This window comes from Mesobacillus jeotgali (assembly GCF_014856545.2).
Taxonomy (GTDB): Bacteria; Bacillota; Bacilli; order Bacillales; family Cytobacillaceae; genus Mesobacillus.
Genome location: NZ_CP109811.1, coordinates 1,012,592 through 1,036,622 on the forward strand (window position 1 = coordinate 1,012,592; position 24,031 = coordinate 1,036,622).

At 43.3% G+C, this 24,031-nt stretch carries 25 protein-coding genes and 1 pseudogene; 17 read left to right on the forward strand and 9 right to left on the reverse strand.

What is annotated here, in order from left to right:
• Positions 1 to 17 precede the first annotated feature (17 nt).
• The 4 genes and pseudogenes from FOF60_RS05015 (at position 18) to FOF60_RS05030 (ending at position 7,049) form a co-directional block, all read left to right on the forward strand.
• Positions 18 to 1,637 carry a long-chain fatty acid--CoA ligase gene (locus tag FOF60_RS05015; protein ID WP_192469483.1) on the forward strand — a complete coding sequence of 540 codons (1,620 nt, stop codon included), beginning with the start codon at positions 18 to 20 and terminating at the stop codon, positions 1,635 to 1,637.
• A 276-nt stretch (positions 1,638 to 1,913) separates the two neighbouring features.
• Positions 1,914 to 3,578, forward strand: coding sequence for an ABC transporter ATP-binding protein (locus FOF60_RS05020; protein WP_192469881.1), 1,665 nt, complete (start codon positions 1,914 to 1,916; stop codon positions 3,576 to 3,578).
• Positions 3,572 to 5,361: pseudogene (locus FOF60_RS05025) on the forward strand (ABC transporter ATP-binding protein). The gene FOF60_RS05020 and the pseudogene FOF60_RS05025 overlap by 7 nt, the downstream one beginning before the upstream one ends.
• Before the next feature lie 392 nt (positions 5,362 to 5,753).
• Positions 5,754 to 7,049 (forward strand): ATP-binding protein, encoded by a 1,296-nt coding sequence (locus FOF60_RS05030; RefSeq protein WP_192469482.1) that lies wholly within the window; start codon positions 5,754 to 5,756, stop codon positions 7,047 to 7,049.
• 350 nt (positions 7,050 to 7,399) lie between these two features.
• Here the strand turns inward: FOF60_RS05030 and FOF60_RS05035 are convergent, their stop codons facing one another.
• From FOF60_RS05035 to FOF60_RS05050, 4 genes are all read right to left on the reverse strand, one after another.
• Positions 7,400 to 7,651 carry an alpha/beta-type small acid-soluble spore protein gene (locus FOF60_RS05035; RefSeq protein ID WP_192469481.1) on the reverse strand — a complete coding sequence of 84 codons (252 nt, stop codon included), beginning with the start codon at positions 7,649 to 7,651 and terminating at the stop codon, positions 7,400 to 7,402.
• 491 nt (positions 7,652 to 8,142) lie between these two features.
• Positions 8,143 to 8,328: a YfhD family protein gene (locus tag FOF60_RS05040; protein ID WP_192469480.1), complete on the reverse strand. Its 186-nt coding sequence runs from the start codon at positions 8,326 to 8,328 to the stop codon at positions 8,143 to 8,145.
• A gap of 88 nt (positions 8,329 to 8,416) precedes the next feature.
• Positions 8,417 to 8,536 carry a YfhE family protein gene (locus tag FOF60_RS05045; protein WP_192469479.1) on the reverse strand — a complete coding sequence of 40 codons (120 nt, stop codon included), beginning with the start codon at positions 8,534 to 8,536 and terminating at the stop codon, positions 8,417 to 8,419.
• A gap of 67 nt (positions 8,537 to 8,603) precedes the next feature.
• Positions 8,604 to 9,503 (reverse strand): TIGR01777 family oxidoreductase, encoded by a 900-nt coding sequence (locus tag FOF60_RS05050; RefSeq protein ID WP_192469478.1) that lies wholly within the window; start codon positions 9,501 to 9,503, stop codon positions 8,604 to 8,606.
• 101 nt (positions 9,504 to 9,604) lie between these two features.
• Between FOF60_RS05050 and recX the strand changes: the two genes are divergently transcribed.
• Positions 9,605 to 10,417 carry a recombination regulator RecX gene (recX, locus tag FOF60_RS05055; RefSeq protein WP_192469477.1) on the forward strand — a complete coding sequence of 271 codons (813 nt, stop codon included), beginning with the start codon at positions 9,605 to 9,607 and terminating at the stop codon, positions 10,415 to 10,417.
• Positions 10,418 to 10,434: 17 nt separating this feature from the next.
• Here the strand turns inward: recX and FOF60_RS05060 are convergent, their stop codons facing one another.
• Entirely contained in the window at positions 10,435 to 11,112 is a 678-nt protein-coding gene (locus FOF60_RS05060; RefSeq protein WP_192469476.1) for an SDR family NAD(P)-dependent oxidoreductase, read from the reverse strand.
• A gap of 89 nt (positions 11,113 to 11,201) precedes the next feature.
• Between FOF60_RS05060 and FOF60_RS05065 the strand changes: the two genes are divergently transcribed.
• Positions 11,202 to 11,537, forward strand: a complete 336-nt coding sequence (locus tag FOF60_RS05065; RefSeq protein WP_192469475.1) for a YfhH family protein — start codon at positions 11,202 to 11,204, stop codon at positions 11,535 to 11,537.
• 64 nt (positions 11,538 to 11,601) lie between these two features.
• Here the strand turns inward: FOF60_RS05065 and FOF60_RS05070 are convergent, their stop codons facing one another.
• Positions 11,602 to 11,784 (reverse strand): small, acid-soluble spore protein K, encoded by a 183-nt coding sequence (locus FOF60_RS05070; RefSeq protein WP_023625563.1) that lies wholly within the window; start codon positions 11,782 to 11,784, stop codon positions 11,602 to 11,604.
• 118 nt (positions 11,785 to 11,902) lie between these two features.
• On the opposite strand from FOF60_RS05070, the gene FOF60_RS05075 reads away from it, so the two are divergent.
• A complete protein-coding gene (locus FOF60_RS05075) occupies positions 11,903 to 12,175 on the forward strand; it encodes a YfhJ family protein (RefSeq protein WP_192469474.1) in 273 nt (90 codons plus the stop codon).
• Positions 12,176 to 12,411: 236 nt separating this feature from the next.
• Here the strand turns inward: FOF60_RS05075 and FOF60_RS05080 are convergent, their stop codons facing one another.
• A complete protein-coding gene (locus tag FOF60_RS05080) occupies positions 12,412 to 13,398 on the reverse strand; it encodes a metal-dependent hydrolase (RefSeq protein WP_192469473.1) in 987 nt (328 codons plus the stop codon).
• A gap of 129 nt (positions 13,399 to 13,527) precedes the next feature.
• Here FOF60_RS05080 and FOF60_RS05085 point away from each other — a divergent pair, with 129 nt between their 5' ends.
• Both FOF60_RS05085 and mutY read left to right on the forward strand, forming a co-directional pair.
• Complete coding sequence (locus tag FOF60_RS05085; protein WP_192469472.1) at positions 13,528 to 13,824, forward strand: hypothetical protein; 297 nt, start codon at positions 13,528 to 13,530, stop codon at positions 13,822 to 13,824.
• A gap of 81 nt (positions 13,825 to 13,905) precedes the next feature.
• On the forward strand, positions 13,906 to 14,979 hold the full coding sequence (mutY, locus tag FOF60_RS05090; RefSeq protein ID WP_192469880.1) for an A/G-specific adenine glycosylase: 1,074 nt from the start codon (positions 13,906 to 13,908) through the stop codon (positions 14,977 to 14,979).
• 58 nt (positions 14,980 to 15,037) lie between these two features.
• Here the strand turns inward: mutY and FOF60_RS05095 are convergent, their stop codons facing one another.
• Entirely contained in the window at positions 15,038 to 15,262 is a 225-nt protein-coding gene (locus FOF60_RS05095; protein WP_192469471.1) for a hypothetical protein, read from the reverse strand.
• A gap of 180 nt (positions 15,263 to 15,442) precedes the next feature.
• On the opposite strand from FOF60_RS05095, the gene fabL reads away from it, so the two are divergent.
• The 8 genes from fabL to FOF60_RS05135 all read left to right on the forward strand — a co-directional run bounded on the left by fabL (position 15,443) and on the right by FOF60_RS05135 (position 23,588).
• Positions 15,443 to 16,192: an enoyl-[acyl-carrier-protein] reductase FabL gene (gene fabL / locus FOF60_RS05100; RefSeq protein ID WP_192469470.1), complete on the forward strand. Its 750-nt coding sequence runs from the start codon at positions 15,443 to 15,445 to the stop codon at positions 16,190 to 16,192.
• A gap of 89 nt (positions 16,193 to 16,281) precedes the next feature.
• Positions 16,282 to 16,473 carry a gamma-type small acid-soluble spore protein gene (locus FOF60_RS05105; RefSeq protein WP_192469469.1) on the forward strand — a complete coding sequence of 64 codons (192 nt, stop codon included), beginning with the start codon at positions 16,282 to 16,284 and terminating at the stop codon, positions 16,471 to 16,473.
• A 221-nt stretch (positions 16,474 to 16,694) separates the two neighbouring features.
• Entirely contained in the window at positions 16,695 to 16,949 is a 255-nt protein-coding gene (locus FOF60_RS05110) for a YgaB family protein (protein WP_192469468.1), read from the forward strand.
• Between the two features lie 237 nt (positions 16,950 to 17,186).
• Entirely contained in the window at positions 17,187 to 17,717 is a 531-nt protein-coding gene (locus tag FOF60_RS05115; protein WP_041967592.1) for a nucleoside tri-diphosphate phosphatase, read from the forward strand.
• A 94-nt stretch (positions 17,718 to 17,811) separates the two neighbouring features.
• A complete protein-coding gene (locus FOF60_RS05120) occupies positions 17,812 to 19,560 on the forward strand; it encodes an ABC transporter ATP-binding protein (RefSeq protein ID WP_192469467.1) in 1,749 nt (582 codons plus the stop codon).
• A gap of 329 nt (positions 19,561 to 19,889) precedes the next feature.
• A complete protein-coding gene (locus tag FOF60_RS05125) occupies positions 19,890 to 20,903 on the forward strand; it encodes an ABC transporter ATP-binding protein (protein WP_251614373.1) in 1,014 nt (337 codons plus the stop codon).
• Positions 20,878 to 21,846 (forward strand): ABC transporter ATP-binding protein, encoded by a 969-nt coding sequence (locus FOF60_RS05130; protein WP_192469465.1) that lies wholly within the window; start codon positions 20,878 to 20,880, stop codon positions 21,844 to 21,846. The genes FOF60_RS05125 and FOF60_RS05130 overlap by 26 nt, the downstream gene beginning before the upstream one ends.
• 143 nt (positions 21,847 to 21,989) lie before the next feature.
• A complete protein-coding gene (locus FOF60_RS05135; protein WP_192469464.1) occupies positions 21,990 to 23,588 on the forward strand; it encodes an ABC transporter substrate-binding protein in 1,599 nt (532 codons plus the stop codon).
• Positions 23,589 to 23,678: 90 nt separating this feature from the next.
• Here FOF60_RS05135 and FOF60_RS05140 read toward each other — a convergent pair whose 3' ends face one another.
• Positions 23,679 to 23,942: a hypothetical protein gene (locus tag FOF60_RS05140; protein WP_251614370.1), complete on the reverse strand. Its 264-nt coding sequence runs from the start codon at positions 23,940 to 23,942 to the stop codon at positions 23,679 to 23,681.
• Between the last annotated feature and the right edge of the window lie 89 nt (positions 23,943 to 24,031).

The window sequence follows — 24,031 nt, forward strand, 5'->3', positions numbered from 1 at the left end:
GAAGGAGAAATGTCGGTATGATGAATGTTCCATTAACAGTAGGATCGCTATTGGAAAGAGCAGAAAAATTTTTCCCGAAAAAGCAGGTGGTGTCACGAACACTATCAGGTATTCACCGGTTCACTTACAAGGAGATAGGCGAGAGGACCCGCAGGCTTGCCAGTGCGCTTGAAAAGCTGGGTGTGGAAAAGGGAGACAGGGTCGGCACATTCGCCTGGAATCATCATCGCCATCTTGAAGTCTACTTTGCTGCTCCGGGAATGGGGGCAGTTCTTCATACAATCAATATCCGCCTGTCGCCAGAACATGTCTCCTACATTATCAATCATGCAGAAGATAAAGTTTTGCTTGTCGATGAGGACCTGGTGCCGCTGATTGAGCGTAGCAAGGACCAATTTAGAACAGTAGAGGCATACATCATCATGACCGACAAGGATGAACTGCCGGAAACAACTTTGGAGCCAGTCTATTCCTATGAAACGCTTCTCCGCGAGGGCAGTCCGGATTTTGAATTCGTGAAGGATCTTGATGAGAATGCTCCGGCAGGGATGTGCTACACATCTGCAACCACTGGCAATCCAAAGGGGGTTGTATACTCCCATCGAGGCATAGTGCTCCACAGCTACGCTTTTGGGTTGGCAGATACTGCTGCGTTATCCGAAACAGATGTCGTCCTCCCGGTAGTGCCAATGTTCCATGCCAATGCCTGGGGCATGCCATTCGCTGCGACATGGTTCGGCTCGACCCAGGTGCTGCCTGGCCCGCTGTTCACACCTAAGCTGCTTGCTGAACTTATTGAACAGGAAAAGGTCACCTTCACCGCAGGAGTGCCGACGATTTGGCTAGGCCTGCTGAATGAGCTTGAAAATGGAAGCTATGATACCTCTTCACTTAGATCGATTGTCTGTGGCGGTTCCGCGGCACCGCGAGGCATGATCAAGGCGTTTGAAACAAAATATAAGATTCCATTCCTGCATGCATACGGCATGACAGAGACCACTCCGCTGGCAACAGTATCACGTCTGAAGAGCTATCAGGTCGGCTTGGACGAAGATGAAATTTTAGATATCCGCTCAAAGCAAGGACTCCTTGTACCTGGGCTTGAAATGAAAGTCATCGGCGGAAATGGCGAAGTGAAGTGGGATGGAGAGGAAATGGGAGAACTATTGCTGCGCGGACCATGGATTGCCGATGAATATTATAAGGATGAGCGTTCGGCAGATGCATTCCGCGATGGCTGGCTATACACCGGGGATGTAGCCACTGTTGATGAAGAGGGTGTCATCAAGCTGGTCGACCGCACAAAGGATCTGATCAAGAGCGGCGGCGAATGGATTTCATCGGTCGACCTTGAGAATGCCTTGATGGCTCACGAGGCTGTATTCGAGGCGAGTGTTGTCGCAGTTCCTCATCAGCAATGGCAGGAACGACCGGTTGCCTGCGTTGTACTGAAGGAACAATATAGAGGCAAGGTCGATAAGCAGGAAATTCTCGAATTCATCGCCCCGCAGTTCGCCAAGTGGTGGCTGCCAGATGATGTTGTATTCATGGAGGAGATCCCTAAGACATCAGTAGGGAAGTTCCTCAAACGCGCACTAAGGGACCAGTTAAAGGATCATCTCGTGCAGAATTCTTGAAATTATATGAAATAAGTCAAAAGCAGCATCGTCTTAATAAACGGTGCTGTTTTTTAGTTGTAAAACAAATAATAAGCCTATAAAAAAATTTCAGCACCAAAAGCAAAATAAATTATTCTCTTTCAATTCAAAAAATTCACCAAAAGAGGTATTATAGAAGATATTAAAATTCGTAAGCCGAAATAATAAAGATTGTTTCAACGGGGGTCCTATCTTCATGAGTATATTTTCATTTGTAAAACCATATCGCATCCCGATTGGGCTGCGCTAAGCTTGATGCTCGTCGAACTGGCGGTTGAACTTGTGCAGCCGCTGCTGATGGCTAAGATCATCGATGAGGGAATTGTCGCCAGGGACCTGGATACTGTCATCAAATTAGGTGCAATCATGCTCGGGATTTCATTCCTTGCTTTTGCATCCGGTATCACAAATTCGTTTATAGCTGCCCATGCAGGCCAAAGCTTTGGCTATGATTTGCGGGAAAAGCTGTTTGCCAAGGTCCAGGCTTTTTCTTTCACTAACTTCAGTAACTTTCCATCATCATCATTGATCACAAGGATTACCAATGATGTGACACAGCTGCAAAATACATTCTTTATGAGCTTGAGGATTGCATTGCGCGCTCCTCTGTTAGTCATCGGCGGAATCATTATGGCCATGCTCGTCAATGTGAAACTGTCTCTTGCATTTGTCATCATTATCCCGCCTCTGTTGATATTCCTGATATGGATCATGACCAAGGCTGCAGGATTATTCAAAAGTGTCCAAAAGCGTTTGGACAAAGTAAATGGTGTCATGAGGGAAAACCTTGTGGGGATGAGGCTGATCAAGGCATTTGCCAGAGGTGGTTACGAAGGTACAAGATTCGAAAATGCGAACAATAACCTTAAGGATAAAACCATATTTGCTCTAAGGGTTACTGAGGTAACGATTCCTGTCCTGCTGCTTTTCATGAACCTGAGTGTCATTGCTGTCCTTTGGTTCGGAAAAATACAAGTCCAGACTGGTAACGTTTCTGTCGGTGAAGTGGTTGCAATTGTCAATTATGCAGCCAGGATCACCAATGCTTTTTCAATGTTTTCATGGATTATCATGGTCCTTTCCCGTGCCAGAGCATCTGCTGAGCGTGTGACAGATGTGCTGAATGAGGAAATAGACCTGGAAGATACAATCGAAAGCAGTAAGGAGTACGGGATTTCTAAAGGGAAAATCGAGTTTGACAAGGTTTCATTCCAGTTTCCAAACACCAATATCCCAATCCTTCAAAATCTATCCTTTTCGATTGAGCCAGGTGAAACAGTGGCTGTACTAGGGGCTACTGGTGCCGGGAAGACATCGATGTTCCAGCTTATACCCCGGTTATATGATGTAACGAGCGGGGAAATCCGAATAGACGGCCGGAGAATCAAGGACTTTAAACTTAAAAGTCTGAGAGAGGGGATTGGCTACGTTCCCCAGGAGGCTTTGCTGTTCACTGGTTCTATCAAAGAAAATCTTGCATGGGGCAAAAAGAATGCCACCGATGAGGAAATGGTCAAGGCTGCGTCTGATGCCCAGATCCATGAAACGATTGAAAAACTTCCTGATCGATATAATACACTTCTGGGACAAAAAGGTGTCAATCTTTCGGGCGGACAAAAACAGCGACTATCCATTGCGCGGGCACTGATTAAAAATCCAAGAATCCTTCTGCTTGATGACAGCACGAGTGCGCTTGATTTAAAAACAGAAGCAAAGCTTTTGGATTCGATCACCAAATACCATTGCACAACAGTCATCATTACCCAAAAGATAAGCACCGCTAAGGAAGCGGATAAGATCCTGCTGCTAGAAGATGGCACCTTAATTGGATATGGAGACCATGAGTACCTCCTTGACCATTCTGCCCTTTATCAGGCTATTTACGAATCCCAATTTGGGGAGGTGAAGGCAGGATGTTAAAAAAGCAGAGCAAGACAGATCAAAAAAGTAATTCTGTAAGGGGAATTGGGCCGACGGTTAAAAGGATTTGGTCTTACCTTGCAGAACAGAGGAGCCTGCTGATCCTGGTTCTATTAATGGTTGTGGCAAGTTCTGCACTTGGTTTAATGGGACCATTCCTGATCGGATGGGGAATTGATGAGTATTTTGCGACAGAGTCCACTGACGGATTCATCTGGCTGTTAGCCGGTCTTGGCGTTGTGTATGGGCTGCACTCTTTATCCTTATGGCTCCAGAGCTACTGGATGATTGGTATTGCCCAGAAGACAGTCTATACAATGAGGAAACAGCTGTTCACTCATTTTCATAAGCTTTCGATTGATTTCTTTAACAAGCGCCAGCATGGTGAATTGATGAGCAGGGTAACCAATGATATTGAGAATGTCAGTGCGACGCTGAATTCTTCTGTCATCCAGATTTTTTCTAGTGTGCTTACCCTTGTGGGAACTCTCGCCGTCATGATTTGGCTAAGTCCGCTGCTAACTCTTGTTACGATGATCATTGTGCCGCTGATGTTCATGGGGATGAAGTGGATTACGAGCCGGACCGGAAGGCTGTATAAAGAACAGCAGCGCCGGCTTGGAGAAATGAATGGCTATATTGAAGAAACCATCTCTGGTCAGAAAATCATAAAATCTTTCTCGCAAGAACCAAAAGTTATTGAAGAGTTCCGTATTAAGAATAAGCAGTTGAAGGAGTCCGGATACTGGGCCCAGACCTTCACCGGCTTCATTCCAAAATTAATGAATATGCTCAATAACCTGAGCTTCACCATTGTGGCGGGAGTTGGCGGCTACTTCGCGCTTAGAGGCTACGTATCGATTGGGACAATCGTTATTTTCACGGAGTACTCCAGGCAGTTCACAAGACCGCTGAATGACCTGTCGAACCAGTTCAATACTCTACTTTCTGCAGTTGCAGGGGCTGACAGGGTTTTTGATATCATTGATACTGAAGAAGAAGCAGTCGATGAGAAAGAAGCTGCCCGCCTTCAGAACATCAAGGGTAAGGTCGAATTCAATGATGTATCTTTTCATATGAAAAAGGCGGGGAAACAGTGTCTGATTTGAATTTTAAAGCTGAACCGGGCGAAAGTATTGCCCTCGTTGGACCTACAGGTGCTGGTAAGTCCACAATCATCAACTTGATTTCACGTTTTTATGAGCCAAATGAGGGACTCATTTCAATTGATGGATATGACAGCAAAAAAATTACCCGCGAAAGCTTGCGTACCCAAATGGGGTTTGTCCTCCAGGATTCATTCCTTTTTCAGGGCAGCATTAGAGAAAATATCCGCTACGGCAGGCTGGACGCAACAGATAAGGAAGTAGAGCAGGCAGCAAAGGCAGCAAATGCGGACTCCTTTATCCGCCGGCTTCCGGAAGGATACGATACCGTGTTAAGCCAGGATGATGCGGGCATCAGCCAGGGGCAAAAACAGCTGTTATCCATCGCAAGGGCAATCCTTGCTGATCCATCGATTTTAATTCTTGATGAAGCAACGAGCAGCATTGATACGATTACTGAGCTTAAAATCCAGGAAGCACTCCAGCATCTGCTGAAAGGCAGAACAAGCTTCATCATCGCCCATCGTTTGAATACGATTAAAAACGCTGACCAGATTATCGTCATTGAAGATGGGCAGATCATTGAAAAAGGCAGCCATGACGAATTGCTGGGACAAAAAGGTTTTTACCATAGTCTGTACACGAGCCAGCTGGAAAAGAAAATGTTAATGAACTAGGCTCTTTTTGCAAACTTATCTGCTTTCAACTAATTATTGCAAGCCCTGTTCAGAAGTCTTTTCAAGAAGAGCCCCGACAGCTTAAGAATGCAGAAGCAAGTACTTCTTAGAAAAGAATCATTCAATGTATAAAGCAATAAATTACTAGGAGCCTAAGGGCTTCTTTTTTTATTTTTAATAATAGTAAGTCGGGTGCTCGCAAAATTATTAGATAGTACTTATTTAAAGATCAGAGTTTGGCTCTAGCATTTTCTTGTTAAATATGACAAATTTCCCGGGCAATAGAGGATTCGTAAAAACTTTGTCGTATTCCTAATACGAGAAAGCTATCCAGCAGGACAGAATTGGTCCGGCTTTATATAAACCAAACCTCTTCGAATGGAGAATATGAAATGCTTGTTGAGAAACTTCTTCTAAACGTCCTTATTATTCTGCTGCCAATCTTCATTCACAGTGTCCTTTTTGATAATAAAAGGGTTGGGAAATCCCCTTACTTGTGCGGGATACTTCAAAGTGGTGCTGTGTTTCTTTCCCTTGCTTTTTCGTATGAGGAAGGCGGCTTATTCTGGGATCTTCGTTATGTCCCCATGGTGCTGGCCTTTTTATATGGCGGCCCGATTGCAGGTTCAATGGTTTTGGTAACCTACCTCGCAACAAGGACAATAATGGGCGGTGACCTTCTGCTCGGATATGCGAGCGGTTTATTGGCAGCACTTATTCCATACTTATTCATGAAAAAGTTTTGGACCTTCGATGCAAAGAAGAGAATTAGAACAGTGGTCCTTGTTGGTTTATGGCCTTCGTTCTCCATGCTGATGATTCTGGTGGCCAATATTTTCATTAATGATGCAATAGCGGAAGACACGAATCAGATTATGATGAATGTAGCCATTTTTGGGGCAATACAGGTTTTTGCGGTATGGGTTGCGGCAATTATGAATGAGTCCTTGATCGAGAAGGATTTAATGAGAAAAGAAATCCTGCGCGCCGAAAAACTGAATACACTGGGTGAACTAGCTGCGTCAATTGCACACGAAATCCGTAATCCGTTAACGGTGGTAAAAGGGTTTTTACAAATGATGCACAAGCAAGAAAAAGGGGATAATTATTATTATTTAAGCCTCGTTTTGACTGAACTTGGCAGGGCGGAATCGATCATTAATGATTATCTGAATTTCGCCAAGCCACAATTTGAGAAACTTGAAGATGCCGAACTGGCAGAAATCATTGCTGAAGTCACATTGCTTATAGAGGCATTTGCTGCAAAGGAAGGGGTTCAGGTGAATGTCCAGCTCGAATGGGGAGTATATGTAAAAACAGACAGGAACCAGTTAAAACAAGCACTGGTGAATATTATAAAGAACGCGATCGAGGCAAGTGATGACGGCGGGGAAGTAATCATCAGCCAGGCTTCATCCGGAAATGAATCCCATGTAGTGGTTTCGGATAAGGGAAAAGGAATGGATAGTGCGCAAATCGCCAGACTTGGTACATTATTTTATACTACTAAAGATAAAGGTACGGGTCTCGGAACCTCTGTTTCGATAAAAATAATTGAAGCTATGGGCGGGGCGATATCATTCAAGAGTGAAAAAGGAGTTGGGACAGAGGTCACCATTATCCTGCCGACCTACAAACAGGAACCATCTGATAACACTGAACAGGACAGGATGAATAACGCAATTTAAATCTGTCTTTTCACATTTAGAAAAAGCGAACCGGTTATCCGGTTCGCTTTCAAGTAACTTGCTACTCCACAAGATGTATGAAAAATCATCCATTATAAACTTTGCCGCGGTACAAAATTCCACTTGACCATTTTTAAACCTAAACGACACAAGCCCTACCTCTCTTGCATCCTTACGGCTCCGAAGCCGATCCAGTGTGAATAAGTTGTTACCTAAAAATAAAAAGCAGAACGCCATTAATTGTTTACATAATTATTAGTTGTGATTCAAGTTACTTCTTTTTGGCGAAGCTTTATCATTATATGATATTTTCCAGCAGCTGTCAATCATTTTATAAACAGTTAAAATCCTTACTTCTTACGCAGATTTTCCTGTGCCATTTTAACGAGCTCACGAACCATATTTCCTCCCAGTCTGCCACCGACCCGGCCAGCTTCACGGGTTGAAAGATTTCCGTTATACCCCTTGTTCAAGGGAACCCCAATCTCCCTGGCGGTCTCGTATTTGGCATCCTCTGATTTCATTGTTCCGGCTACTTGAGCTTTCAAGTCATCCAATGCCTTTCTAGCTTCAGGTACAAGTATTTTATTCCTTCTTGCCATCAGGAATCCCTCCGTATTGTTAAAAGTTCAGCTCCAATTAGGAATAGTATTTGACTTGTTCATGTAAATTATTTAGGGCTGTTATTTATGAATATGGTTTGCGGCGCTAGAAGAAAGGGAAATATTAATAGCGATTATTTATCACCATACTTATCAACAGGTAAAATCACTATTTTCCGAGTACTCCACAGACTTATACACATTATCCACAAATATCACGTGAAAAAGTTAGTATAATAAAAATCTAATAATAGTAAGCGATTGGAAGAGTTATTAACATTGTCCACAGTAATGTTAATAACTGGGGTGTATTTATTTTGAACAATTGGTGAAAGCCATTGTATAAGTTGGAGAGAGAGCGTATAGTAAAGATATCAAAAGTTAGTGAAAACATTCACAATATAAATCCTGTTACTAACTGTTGATATTCCCCTTCCCCTTAAAAGAGAAAGCAGAACCCATGATGGATTCTGCTTTCTTTTTTATGGGGATTATTTTGGTTGTTTTTTTGCGCGTTCATCGGCAGCCTTGGATCGAGCCATTGCCTCAAGGTCCTCATGATCGGCAAGGTCTCGGTCAAATTCTACGTCAAGTCCATCAGATTTCATATTTTTAGGAACCTGAGGAAGAGAAGCTTTGTTGCGGTCACGTGTTTTATGTCCATGAGCACGACCCATTCGAAAAAACCCCTTTCAGGATAAAAGTACGGAAATAGGATCATTTCCGTACTTTTATATTTCGCAATAAAGGGGTGCTTAATGCTTATTATCTCTTTCCATTTGTATAGCCGCCATCTCTGTCGGCTTTCTTGAATTCATGGCTGTATGTAACTTCCTGCATGCTTGATAAAGTGCTTTTAGTCTTGTCTCGTTTTTTCTTATCCATTGGTTACCCACCCTTTCAAATTGTTTTACTTTACCAGTATTTCCTTGTTGAAAGGGATTAAACAGCATTATTTGCCGAAAATTTCTATAAGTGCATCTTGAAGTTCAGGATACCTGAATGTAAAACCAGCATTGAGCATTTTTTCCGGGATTGCGCGCTGTCCTTCCAATACTAGGATGCTCATTTCTCCCAGCAGTAATTTTAGAGCAAATGAGGGGACAGGCATCCAGTGGGGGCGTTTTATGATTCTCGATAAAGTTTCACCGAATTGATCCATCTTTACCGGGCAGGGAGCTGTGAAATTAACAGGGCCGTTTATTTTATTATTTTCGATGGTGAAAATTATCCCGCGTACGACATCCTCTATATGAATCCATGACAGCCATTGCTTGCCGGAGCCAATTTTTCCTCCAGCAAAAAATTTATATGGAAGAACCATTCGCGGCAGGGCTCCTGCGGTTTTATCAAGGATGACACCAAAACGGCAAAAAACGGAGCGGACCCCCATAACATTAACCTCGGCAGCTGAGGCTTCCCATTGATCCACTGTGGCTGCGAGGAAGTCGTTTCCCTTATTTGATTGTTCTGTATACTCCTTGCTTAATGATGTGCCATAATAGCCTACAGCACTTGCGTTAACTAAAACAGAAGGTTTTTTCGGCATCATTTTAATAATCCTCTTGACCTCATCTGTTGCCTGCAGCCGGCTAGCAATAATTTTCTGTTTGTATTCATCCGTCCATTTGCTATTGATTGTAGCGCCAGCAAGATTGACAATTGCATCTATGCCTTCCAGTTCCTTTTCAGGTGTGTCCCCAGGATTAAGCCATTGGATAAACTTTGGGTTGCTGCTTTGTGATTCACCTGGATTCCGGGTTAATATATACACTTGATGGCCTTCTTGTATCAAGTGACTGCTTAGCGCTTTGCCTACAAGTCCAGTTCCTCCGGTTATCGCTACTTTCATCAATAATCCTCCTCAATAAAGCCTCTTGTTAATATAGTACTTCTTTTAAAATGATAAACCTCCTTTGAATGTGTTAAAGTTTCATTAGAGGTGAAAATCACATGCCAGTGATCACAAAGATTTCTGTTCAAAAACATAATAAGGAAAGATACAGCATTTTTACCGACAGCGGCAGAGGGGAAGAGTATGCCTTCAGCGTTGATGAAGATGTGTTGATTAAGCATAACCTGAAAAAAGGGATGGAGCTCGATGATTTTTCAGTCACAGAGATGCTTTTCCAGGATGACATCCGCAAAGCCTATAATGCAGCTATCAATTATTTAGCCCATCGCATGAGATCTGAAGCTGAAGTGCGTGATTACCTGTTAAAAAAAGAAATGGCTGAACCAGTTATAAAAGAAGCAATTCATAAATTATATGAATTCAAATTCCTGAATGACGAGGAATTTGCAAATGCCTTTGTCCGGACTCAGTTGAATACGACAGACAAGGGAGCAGAGGTGATTAAACAGGAATTGAAGAATAAAGGAATATCACCCGATCTCATTTCAAAGGTCATTGAAGAGGTTTCATTTGCTGAACAATTAGAAAAAGCGATTAAGCTTAGTGATAAATATGCACAGAAAAACAAGAAGGATTCGTCCAAAATACTGAAACAGAAAATAGAGCAGATGCTTCAGCGTAAAGGGTATTCCTTCGGGATTATCAGGGCTGCCCTGCAAGAAACAAGTGTGGAGAAGGAAGAAGACGATGAAATGGATGCATTAAGGGTCCAGGGTGAGAAGCTGCACAACAAATACAGTAAATTGCCGGAAAGGGAATACAGGCAGAAGCTGAAGATGGCGTTGTACCGCAAAGGGTTTCCGATGGAAATGGTTGATGAATTCATTTCTGAAAAAGAGAATGAGGAATAAAAAAATCATGACCCGTGTCATGATTTTTTAGATTCTATAACAATTTCTTCTTTGTTCAGATTTTCGATAATGATATCGGCTACCTCGGCAGCTGACCGAAGTCTAGTTGGGTCAGCCACATGCTCACTATCATTCCAAAATGGAGTGTTCATTCCGCCCATATAAGCAGCGACGAAGCGGATTCTGGTTCCTTCAAACTCCTTCTGCAGGCTTTCAGTGAAACCCCTGACAGCGAATTTGCTGGAGCAATAAACAGCTTCATTCTTTTTCCCGCGCAGCCCGGCTGTAGAAACAATGTTTAAAACCAGCCCCTCATTATGCTGTTCCAGATAAGGGAGGATGGCCTTCGTCATATTAATCGTCCCAAATACATTTGTCTGGAACATCTCCTCGATTTCAGTATCTGAGATTTCGGGGAACGGGCCGAAGTAACCGAGTCCTGCATTATTCACGAGACCGTATATTTCATGCTTTTTGCTGATCAACAGAGCTTTTTCCTTAATATCCTCAAGGTTGCGAAGGTCAAGCTGGATTGCCGTGGCACTTCCTCCTGACTTTTCGATTTGCTCTTTGACTTCATTAAGCTTCTCAACGGTTCTTCCTGTTAAGATTAAATAGTAACCCTGTTCTGCTAAAAGCAAGGACAGCTCCTTGCCGAGGCCTGTACCGGCTCCAGTCACAATGATTGCTTTCATGATAGCCTCCTTAAAATTACATGCTATAATTTATTTATATCTTAAATGCTAAAATGTTAAAAGCGAGAACAATCCAGGAGTGATTATAAATGAGCAGGGAAAAACGTTACAGTGAGTTATCTGCATACGAATTGAACCAGGAAATTGCCAGTCTGCGTGATAAGGCTAGAAAAGCAGAGCAGATGGGGATGGTAAGTGAGCTTGCCGTTTATGAACGTAAAATTGCCATGGCCAAATCTTACATGTTGAACCCGGATGATTTTAAGCCAGGTGAAATCTATGGGATTGATGGGGACCCGGGCTCCTATTTTAAAATTGATTATATGAATGGCGTTTTTGCCTGGGGTGCTCGTCTTAATGGAGATGGAAAAGAAGAAGCACTGCCGATTTCTTTATTATTAAAAATGGAGCAAAACCAGAATTAAGTATCTGGTTTTGCACCTGTTTTTTTGCTGACTTTAAAGCTACCTGATGTTGTGCAAGAGCTTTTTAATGGTCTTTTATGACCGCTGAAGTGTCATCTTCACGGTGAGATGAGGCGTACATGCGCTCCTGCGGATGAGTATTGATGGTACCATCAGCTCTTCTTGAAGCATATTCTGCTTTAGCCCGGGGTTCGCCCTCAAGCTTATTGTTGTTCTGGTTTGGGAAGTTGGTTACTTTATTTCGCATTATTGCCCTCCGTGACGGGTAAATTACGTGTATGCCAAAATAGCTGCACGCATTTATAGTATTGGATAAAATCAATCATTCATAACTACATTAAATATTGGCAAAGAGGTGTTCACAAGTGCAGGAAACTCTTGAGAAGCTTGCAAGCCTGCTGCAGGAAAAAAATAACGGCATTACTTATGAGCAGGCATTGACGTGGGTGGAGCTTTTATGGGGAGACTTTGAGTCAACCTACGCAAAGGCTGGACATAAATATATGGGCAGCGAAATGACTGAAAAAGTTGTACGTCAATGGATCGAAAATTACGGAGGACAGCTCCATGAATTTGTCGCCAGGAACCCGAAGTATAAGCATCTATTGGATCAGCAGGATCCTGATAATACACATTAAAGCGAAATCCCCTTTTATGGGGATTTTTGTGTTTTGTGAAAGTGCGGATAAAACTTGTGACCGGTTAGAGGGAGAACACGGAAAACCGGGAACATAAAGAGCAGCTATGTGCCCGGTTAAAGGGAGAGTATGCAAAACCGGTCACATAAAATGTATTTTTTGCTAAATATCCGAAACTAAGCCTCCTTACTCCCCTTCCAAAAACAACACAAAAAAACCGGGCAATACGCCCGGTCTCAACCTTCTCCAGGAAGGAATTCCAATTTCTTTCTTAATTTTTCTTCACTGTAAATCCAGCCGGTATAGGAGCTGAGAATTTCCAGGTCCTTGCTCAGATTCACGACAGCGACGAATGGATAATGCCCGTTGCTGCGATAGCGAAGGTCAATGAATCTAACCTCGTAATAGTCATCATATTCATCGCATTCCCAGCGGTAGACTGGTGAGAAGGACAGGAATGCTGACAGGTTCTTGTCTTTTTTTGCTGCCTCTAGCACCGGAGTTTCCGGGACAGGTACACGATTGAATTGATCGAGAATTCTCACATGATGCTTGTGGCCCCGGCCGACGAAGAACTGGTGCTTATTCATGACTGCAACCCGCCAATGGTTGAACTTCATGGTGGGAGCAATAATGATATCTGTAGCATCCGGTACAATATGTTCTACTGCCCGTCGTATTCGAAATTTCATAATAAAGCGGTAAATATAGTAGAACACCAAAATGGCATAGATCGTTAAAAAGGTGTATCCAGGGTGATATCCAAATGCCCAGAGGAACAATCCGACGACATGAAGCGCGAAAATAATCGGGTCGAATGTATTGATTACCCCCAGAGCGACCCATTTCGACGAAAAAGGACGCAAAGCCTGGGTCCCATAGGCATTGAAAATGTCGACAAAAACATGAAGGAAAACAGCAATAAATGTCCAAATCCATAAATGCAGCAAGTTTGCTTGAGGATAGAAAAAGTAGATTGTCCCAGAAATAAGCAACGGCCACAGGAGGACTGCTGGAATTGAATGGGTGATGCCCCGGTGGTTCCGGATATAGACAGCATTATTCCTCAATTTCAATACAGTATCGATATCAGGGATTTGCGAGCCAACAAGTGTCGCGATCAGAACACTTGATGCAGTGGCGGTGCTTTCGCTGACAGCAGGATCAAGCGTCGCTAAGCCGCCTAGAGCGAATCCCATTACAACATGGGTACCAGTATCCATGGAAACAGCCTCCTTTTCATAATAATTACCTGGCAGGCAAAAGTTCTTGTCACAAAACGAATAATAGTTTACTTTTAAAGGGCTGTATCAATCAGTCCTTTCACGAGTCACATAAAGGAGCTGAAAAAAATGATCCAGATGATTGTGCAATATGAAGTAAAACAAAATCTGCTAAGTCAATACCATGAAACAATTGATAAAATCTCAACCATGCTTCCTGATTTTGAAGCTGATATGTTTTCATGCAGCCAGTCGGAAGAGCGTAATATGTTCATCGAATCATTCTATGTCCCGACTGAAGCCCATTACCATGCGTTGAAAAAAATGCGTCAATCCCGAAACCATTCCGTTTTTGGAATTCTTGAGGACTTTGTTCCGGGCGGATTGGAACGTATAGGCTTTATGGCGATTAAGCAGAAGCGTTAATATTATATTCCCAAATTTCCGGAAAGTTTAACACCTGGAGGAACGAAAGTGGCAACTGACATCAAGAAATGTATAGATAAAATGGATATAAAATCCTTTCAGGATGACTTGATAGGATGGTTTGTAAGTGAGCAGCGAGAACTGCCATGGAGAAAGGACCAGGATCCTTACAAAGTGTGGGTATCAGAAATCATGCTCCAGCAAACTAGAGTAGATACTGTCATCCCTTATTTTAATCGATTTTTGGATAATTTTCCAACAATAGAGGCGCTTGCAGCCGCTGATGAAGAAAAAGTCCTTAAAGCATGGGAAGGTCTCGGTTATTATTCCCGTGTCCGTAATTTACAATCCGCTGTAAGAGAAGTTAATGAAAGATACGGCGGCAGGGTTCCAGATTCACCAGCTGAAATTTCTGCATTAAAAGGCGTTGGTCCGTACACTGCCGGTGCAATCCTCAGCATCGCCTATGGAAAACCTGAGCCAGCCGTAGATGGTAATGTCATGAGGGTATTATCGCGCATCTTGTTAATTCGGGAGGATATTGCCAAACCGGCATCCCGTAAAATTTTTGAAGCGGCAGTCAGGGAGCTGATCTCCCACGAAAATCCCTCTTTTTTCAATCAAGCGCTGATGGAGCTGGGTGCCCTTATTTGCACCCCCACTTCTCCTTCCTGCCTGCTTTGTCCGGTCAGGGACCATTGCGAAGCTTTTCACGAAGGCGTGCAGAGTGAACTGCCAGTAAAAACTAAAAAGAAAAAACAGAAAAATGTCCAGCTTGCTTCCGGAATCTTTAAAGATGAGGAAGGAAGGATCCTTATACGGAAAAGACCAGAAACCGGCTTGCTGGCCAACCTGTGGGAATTCCCGACTGTTGAGCTGAGTCTCGATTTCCAGAGACAAAGAGACCAGTTGTCACAGCATTTTGAAGAGGCTTATGGTTTAACGCCAAAGATAACTGATTCCATAGGGGAGATTAATCATGTATTTTCACATCTAGTGTGGAACATACAAGTGTTCAGCGGCCAGTTTAAAGGTGACATCGTTGAGTATCCACAGTTGAAATTAGTTACCGAGAATGAAATTGAGGAATTTGCCTTCCCGGTTCCATACCAAAAAATGCTGAAACAGTATTTGGAATTAACAAAGGCTGACTAACCATCGGGTTAGCAGCCTTTTTTCACCTAAGCTTTTGTACTCACAGTGCTCTCGAATCTTAATCGTAGCTCACTTTGGTTCCGTGTGTGTAATCGGCTTCGCCTCGGTTCAAACCACCCCGGTTTTCGATTTCTTCAACAATTTCCCTGTGAATCGTCTGGCCTTCGGCATTCAGGTACGGAACCATTTGCTGGAGAGAGTGATGGAAAAAGGCAAGCTCGCTATCCTTCCAATCGGTTTTGGGCATCATTGATAATTCGGTCATATCACGTCCTACATACATCGGGAATCATCCTTTCAAAAGATTATTAACCTAAAGATTAGTGTTTTCAGTACGGTGGTTTTTTATCAAAGATTGACAAGGAACATATCCTTATTGTCATATATACCTGAACAGGCTAAAATGAAACAAAATTAAGGTTCTGCTTTTTTAGCAAGAACTGGATTGAAAGGGATTTTGTAAATGACACAAAAAGTTGCACTCATTACCGGAAGCAGCCGGGGAATCGGAAAAGCGGCGGCCCTCAAACTCGCAAAAGAGGGATATGACATCGTCGTCAATTATGCCCGCAGCAAGAAGGCAGCCCAGGAAACAGCAGAAGAGATCGAAGCTCTTGGCAGAAAAGTCCTTGTCGTTAAAGCGAATGTCGGGGATGTCAGCAAAATCAAAGCAATGTTTGAACAAATAGAGGAAGAATTCGGAAGGCTCGATGTCTTTGTTAACAATGCAGCTTCAGGTGTACTGCGACCGGCAATGGAGCTTGAGGAATCACATTGGGACTGGACAATGAACATCAATAGTAAGGCTTTGTTGTTCTGTTCACAGGAAGCGGCAAAGCTGATGGAGAGGAATGGCGGCGGTAAAATTGTCAGCATCAGTTCACTTGGCTCGATTCGATACCTTGAAAATTATACGACTGTAGGGGTTTCAAAGGCGGCTCTGGAAGCCCTGACAAGATATCTTGCTGTTGAACTGGCGCGCAAAAACATCGTTGTCAATGCCGTGTCAGGGGGGGCTGTCGATACGGAAGCATTGACGCATTTCCCAAATAGAGAGGAGCTCCTTGCTGAGGCTCGAGAGAAAACACCTGCCGGACGAATGGTCGAAATCGATGATATGATAAATGCGATTATGTTCTTGCTGAAGGATGAATCCAGCATGATACGCGGGCAGACAATCATCGTCGATGGCGGTATCTCTTTATTAGTGTAAGGAGAATCGTTCTGGATGAATTTGGTATAAAAAAGTCGGATAGCACCCTCCACGGATGGTTAATCTATTATTCGTGGAGGTGATAAACAATGGCAAAACAACCTAACCAATCTCAAGCTGGAACTAACATTCAAGAAGTAAGACAGCAAAACGCTCAATCAGCTGGACGCCAGGGCCAATTCGGCACTGAATTCGCGAGCGAAACTAACGCTCAAGAAGTACGCCAGCAAAACCAGCAAGCTGAAGCTCGTAAAGGCCAAAACTCTGGTCAACAGCGCTAATATCACCTTAATGAAAGGCACTCTAATTCGTAGAGTGCCTTTTCCATTATTGTACGGGAACTTATTGAATAATTCGCATCTAGTTAAAAATTCCAGTTATACAAAAAATCAATATCCTCCATTCGACAAAGATTCCAATTCCTCTACATAACTAGTCAAAGGATTTTCATCGCCACCCAAGAATACATTTAGAAGATAAATTTTACAGGCGGTGGAAAAGCATGGATAAATTTAACGAATTGGTTTCTACACAAATGCAAACGATGGAAAAACTTCTATATCTGCAGTCTGAATTGGAAAGATGCCAGGAGATTGAAAAGCAGCTGGATGCCCTTAAGCAAAGCGCTGAACTAGAGGATCTTCGGATGGAAATTGACCGAAAAAAGCAGGACCTTAAGGAGATACACCGTATGTTTGAAAAGCAGACGGAGGAAGTCATCCATACGTATCAGGAACTTGCCGTTACCTTTCGTTAAGACTTCTCAGTTTATTTGATTGTAATAAAAAATAGTGGATTTTTATAAAAATTCAAGCAAATTTATTGGGCGATCGAGGAAATCGGTGGCTCTTTTGTTTTAAATTCTCTCGTTAACCGTTATAATAATAAAAAATAGGAATCGTTCTTTGTTGCCTTTTGTCGTTTTGAAGGATATAGATACATATACATTAATAGGTTGCAAAGTTTCCGGGAAAGGAAAGTAGGGGAGAAGAACATGGGCGTACCCACAGAAGGTGAACCGATCCAAATCCATAGTTATAAGCATAATGGGCACATCCATCGAGTCTGGGAAGAAACTACCGTCTTAAAAGGAACACAAAATCTTGTGATAGGCGGAAATGATCGGACAGTCGTGACTGAGTCAGACGGAAGAACTTGGATTACGAGAGAGCCTGCAATCTGTTACTTCCATTCTCAGCTATGGTTCAACGTTATAGGCATGATTCGGGAAGACGGCGTGTATTATTACTGCAATATCAGTTCTCCATTTATTTTTGATGGAGAAGCACTGAAATATATTGACTATGATCTCGATATTAAAGTTTTTCCTGATATGACGTTTAATCTGCTCGATGAAGATGAATATGAGCGCCATCGTAAAGAAATGCAGTACCCTGATGTAATCGATAAGATATTAAAATATAATGTTGAAAAGCTAAAACGCTGGATCCGACAAAGGAAGGGACCCTTTGCGCCAGATTTTATCGACATTTATTATGAACGGTATTTAACCTATCGTCGTTAACCATACAGGGTAGACAAGCTTCAGCCTGTTGATCGATTCAACAGGTTTTTGTTTCGTGTCTAGAGGGCAAGGCTCCATAAGGGGGAACTATAAATTGGGCAGCATCCGCAGATACTTAAAATTCGTCAAACCATATAGGCTGCAAATCATTGGAACTATCCTAATCGGCATACTAAAATTTGCGATACCATTGTTGATTCCACTTTTAATAAAATTTGTCCTTGATGATGTCATTGGGAATGAAACAATGTCCAAGGATGAAAAAATAGACAAACTGCTTTGGGTAATGGGCATCATGATCGTTATTTTTGTTGTGCTCAGGCCGCCTATTGAGTACTATCGTCAATATTTTGCCCAGTGGACAGCTAGTAAAATCCTTTATGACATAAGGGACAGACTGTTTACCCATATGCAGAGGCTCAGCTACAAATATTACTCCAATACGAGAGCAGGAGAGGTCATCTCAAGGATGATCAATGATGTCGAGCAAACCAAGACCTTCGTTGTTACTGGACTGATGAATCTGTGGCTTGATGTTGCTACGATTATGATAGCAGCTGCTATCATGTTTTCGATGGATGTCCAGCTTACATTTGTTTCATTGATCCTGTTCCCTTTTTACGCTTTTTCGGTAAAATTCTTTTTCGGGAATCTTCGGAAGCTTACGAGGGAACGGTCTCAGGCACTCGCTGGGGTACAAAGCTATTTGCATGAAAGAGTAGCCGGGATCTCGGTCATCAAAAGCTTTGCGATTGAGGATTATGAGCAGACACAGTTTGACCAGCAGAATAAAAACTTTTTAACAAAAGCGCTTGAGCACACAAGATGGAATGCAAAAGCATTTGCGGTAGTCAATACGATTACTGATATAGCGCCACTGCTGGTAATTGGCTTTTCCGGTTACCAGGTCCTTCAAGAGAATCTCACCATAGGGGAAATGGCCGCTTTCATCGCGTATATCGACCGACTGTATAACCCTCTGCGCAGGCTTGTGAATTCGTCAACTACATTGACACAGGCGATCGCATCAATGGACCGGGTTTTTGAGTTCATGGATGAAAAATATGATATCAAGGATACTCCTGATGCCATTGAACTGAAACAAGTGCATGGGGATATTTCTTTTAGAAATGTAAGCTTCTCTTATGAGGAAAACGGTGAGACGGTCCTCAAGAAATTGAATATAGAGGTTAATAAGGGAGAAACAATTGCCCTGGTCGGCATGAGCGGCGGCGGAAAATCCTCGTTTGTGAGCCTGATTCCAAGATTCTTTGATGTTACCGAGGGTGAGATTCTGCTCGACGGGAAGGACATCCGTTCGTTCAAGGTCCGTTCCCTCCGCGATAAAATCGGCATGGTTGCGCAGGATAATATTTTATTCAGTGAATCCGTCAAATCGAATATCCTTTTAGGAAGGCCCGGAGCCAGTGACGAGGATGTGATTCAAGCGGCAAAAGCTGCAAATGCCCATGACTTTATTATGAGTCTGCCAGAAGGCTATGATACGAAAGTCGGGGAAAGGGGCGTCAAGCTTTCCGGAGGCCAAAAGCAGCGTGTCGCGATCGCGCGCGTGTTCCTGAAGAACCCGCCGATCTTGATTCTGGATGAAGCAACATCAGCGCTTGACCTTGAGAGTGAACATCTTATTCAGGAAGCGATCGAGAAGCTGGCAAAAGACAGGACAACATTCGTGGTAGCCCACCGTTTATCCACGATTACCCATGCTGACAGGATTGTCCTGATCGAACACGGTGAAATCGTCGAGGACGGCAGCCATGATGAATTGATGGCAAAACAGGGCGGCTACCATAGACTATTCCAGGTCCAGCAGCTTGAAAGTTAAATATATTGCAAAAAACCGAGGCATTTTGCTTCGGTTTTTATTTTGCCTATTACAATACCTATTCCCCGACATTGTTCGGGGGATTTTTTATTCTAAGAGAGATTCACTTGAAAAGATATTACTTTCACCGCATTTCTATAGTGTCATAATTTATCAGCTTTTGACATACAAATAGTACCAATTGCCTAAAATAATTCTAAATTATTATTATATTTAAATAATTTAGAAAAATCAGTGGACTATCCTGGTCTTTTTAATATAAAATGTTTTACACAGACATAAGATTTTTATTCAGCAATAATATTTCGGTAATAGAAAGGAGTAGGAAAGTGGTACATGCTCCGGTTTTGGATGTTAAGAACTTAAAAACATCATTTATCACTAAAGATGGAGAGACTCCTGCAGTCGATGATGTCAGTTTTTCAGTTAACAAAGGAGAAATCCTTGGGATAGTCGGAGAATCGGGCAGCGGGAAGAGCGTTACTTCATTATCAATCATGAAGCTGATTCCCCAGCCTCCGGGAAAAATTGCTGGAGGGGAAATTCTTCTGAATGGGGAAGACCTGGTTCACGCTTCCGAAAGGAGAATGCGGGAAATTCGCGGAAATGAGGTCGCGATGATTTTCCAGGAACCGATGACTTCGCTGAATCCATTATTCACAATTGGTGAACAGCTCGTTGAGGCTTTGAAAATACATAAGAAGCTCGGCAAAAAGGCCGCCTATCAGCAGGCTGTAGAAATGCTTAAGCTCGTCGGGCTGCCAAGGGCAGAACAAATCATCAAAGAATATCCTCATCAGCTTTCAGGGGGAATGAGACAGAGGGTCATGATTGCAATGGCACTGAGCTGCCATCCGCGGGTGCTGATTGCTGATGAACCGACAACAGCACTCGATGTAACTATCCAGGCGCAAATCCTGGCTCTAATGAAGGACCTAAATGAAAAGCTAGATACAGCGATTATCATGATTACTCATGACCTTGGCGTTGTCGCCGAGGTTTGCCAGCGTGTCGTCGTCATGTATGCAGGTAAAATCGTCGAGGAAGGGCTTGTACAGGATATTTTTAAAAATCCTAAGCATCCTTATACTCTCGGCCTGCTTAAATCGATTCCGGATATCAGGGATAAACAGGAGCGGCTATACTCCATTCCCGGAAACGTGCCGAAGCCAGGTTCTATTAAGGTGGGCTGCAGGTTTGCTGCAAGATGCGAATTTGCCATGGACAGATGCCTGAGCGAAGATCCTGAACTCTATGAAACTGGCAGTCCAGGCCATACTGTTCGATGCCTGCTGCATGAGAAGGAGGGAGCAGCCGATGACCGAAGTACTGTTAAAAGTTGATGGATTAAAGAAGTATTTTCCGATTACCGGGGGTATCCTTGGCAAACAGACTGGAAGCGTCAAAGCAGTTGATGATATCAGCTTTTGGGTGAACAAAGGTGAAACGCTTGGTCTTGTTGGCGAGTCAGGCTGCGGCAAATCAACAACAGGAAGAATGCTGATGCGTCTGATTGACCCGACAGAAGGGCAGGTCGTTTTCGAGGGGAAAGATCTTGTCACCCTGTCAGACAACGAAATGCGCAAGGCGCGGAAGGATATGCAGATGGTCTTCCAGGATCCATTTGCATCACTGAATCCAAGGCATACAGTTGAGAAAATCCTTGAGGAACCTTTGCTCGTCCATGGAATCGGTACTAAGAAGGAACGCAAACAGATGGTCAAGGAAATGCTTGAGGTAGTAGGCCTCAGCAGTTATCATGCCAAAAGGTATCCGCACCAGTTCAGCGGCGGACAGCGCCAGCGTATAGGGATTGCCCGCGCACTGATGACAAGGCCGAAGCTAATCATAGCCGATGAACCTGTGTCGGCACTCGATGTTTCGATTCAATCACAGGTATTGAATTTACTGGAGGACCTGCAAAAGGAATTCCAGTTGACTTATATTTTCATAGCCCATGACCTTGGTGTAGTAAGGCATATTAGTGACAGGGTAGGAGTCATGTATTTAGGAAGACTCGTAGAAATCACCGAAGCTGATAAGTTGTATGAAAAACCGCTTCATCCGTACACAAGAGCCCTGCTTTCAGCGGTGCCGATCCCGGATCCTGATATAAAAAGGGATCAGGAGCTGCTGACAGGGGATATTCCAAGCCCGGCGAATCCGCCTCAGGGTTGTGCTTTCCATACAAGATGCAAGGAATGCATGGAAATCTGCAAGACTGATAGACCTGTATTGAAGGAAATTGAACCTGGTCATTTTGCTGCCTGCCATCTTTATTCCTGATTAGTCTGGAATTAAAGTTTATTCCAGGAAATCTGGTACTGAATTTCATTCTTGTCCGGAATGTCTGCAGGGAAAACAGCATAGATGATAGATATTATGGACTGGATATATAAAACCGGTCCAAAAAAACAAGGGGGAAGATTATGAAAAGGCGTTTTGGATTAATGTTTTTTGCTTTTATCCTTATCCTTAGCTTAGGGCTTGCCGGCTGTAATAATGAATCCGGCAAGAAAACTGGCGGGGATTCTGGTTCTGATGGTGGATCATCATCCGGAGGAACTCTTGTATTTGGCCGCGGCGGTGATTCAACATCGCTTGATCCAGCTGTGACAACTGAAGGTGAAGCTTTCAAGGTAACAAAGAACATCTATGAAACTCTCATCGAGTTCGGTGAGCAGGATACAGAAATCCACCCAGGTCTTGCAGAAAGCTGGGAAGAGTCTGAAGATGGTTTAAAGCATACACTTAAACTTCGTAAAGGTGTCAAATTCCATGACGGTACTGACTTCAACGCTGAAGCTGTAGTCTTCAACTTCGAGCGCTGGATGGCCGGCAATAAAGAACAATTCTACTACTATAACTCACAATTTGGTGACGTAATCAAGGAAGTTAAGGCAGTGGATGAGCATACAGTTGAATTCACATTGAACCGTATTCTTGCTCCATTCTATAAAAACCTTGCAATGTCTCCATTCGGGATTGCAAGCCCTGCTGCAATCGAGAAGCATGGTGAAAAGTTCATTGAAAATCCAGTAGGTACTGGACCGTTCAAGTTCAAAGAGTGGAAACGAAATGACAGAGTAACATTGGTGAAAAACGAAGATTACTGGCAGGAAGGACTTCCAAAGCTTGATGAAGTCATCTTCCGCGCAATCCCTGAAAATTCAGCTCGTCTGAATGCCCTTAACACAGGTGAAGTCGACATTATTGACGGCGTAAACTTCAGTGATGTTGAATCAATCGAAAACAATTCTGATCTTCAGGTTTTCTATCGTCCTTCTTTGAACGTAGCTTACCTGGGATTGAACAACGAACGTGGACCACTTAAGGATAAGAAGGTTCGCCAGGCATTGAACCATGCGGTTAATAAGCAAGCATTGATCGATGCTTTCTTCGCTGGAGCAGCAGAGCCTGCAAAGAACCCGATGCCGAAATCGGTAGCTGGTTATAACGATGATGTGGAACCGTATGATTACAACCCGGAGAAAGCAAAGGAGCTTTTAAAGGAAGCTGGATATGAAGATGGATTCGAAATTGAACTATGGGCAATGCCAGTTCCAAGACCATATATGCCAGATGGAAAGAAAGTGGCTGAAGCGATCCAGAAAGATTTCGCTGAAGTAGGCGTAAAAGCAAAGATCGTTTCTTATGAGTGGGCAACATATCTTGAAAAAGCTCGTACAGGTGAAGCAGATACATTCCTGCTTGGCTGGACTGGTGACAATGGTGACGCTGATAACTTCTTGTATGTCCTTTTAGATCAGGACAATATCGACAGCAACAACTACGCACGCTATGCTAGCCAGGAAGTACATGATTTGTTCATCAAGGCTCAGTCTACAAACGACCAGGCTGAGCGCGAAAAACTTTATAAAGAAGCTCAATTGTTAATTAAAGAAGATGCTCCATGGATTCCGCTTGTCCACTCTGAGCCTGCGCTTGCGGGAAGAGCTGACGTCACAGGATTCAAGGCGCATCCAACAGGATCCGATAACCTGGCAAATGTTGAATTCAAAAAATAATGCATCTGGGAAAGGGAGAACATGTGCATTCTCCCTTTTCTTTTGAAAAAAATGAAATTAATCAATTTGAATAATGTCTAGCTCCAGCGCCTAGCCAGTTTTCATCTTTGACAGTGCAACCTCGAGTATATTGCAAGAAGCGTAAGCTTGAGCAGTTCGAGTCGCTTGTCTAGCTGCGGCTCCTAACTTCTCGAGCCGCTTGTCTAGTTCGCCTCCTAGAAACTCCGAAACTCCAACTCCGCCCGCAGAAGCGAAAAGCGCTTCTTTGTCGGAGTCTCCAGTTTCTGCGTTTCTGGACAGTCGGCTATACATTTTGGATTCGGTCCTGCCAATGAATTCAAAGAACGACTTCACTGTCAGGCCCTCAAGCACTTGTCAGAGTTGGGCAGTCGGCTCCGCTTTTCGATGTCGGGGCTGACGAAGGCGCTTATGCTTTTCATCAA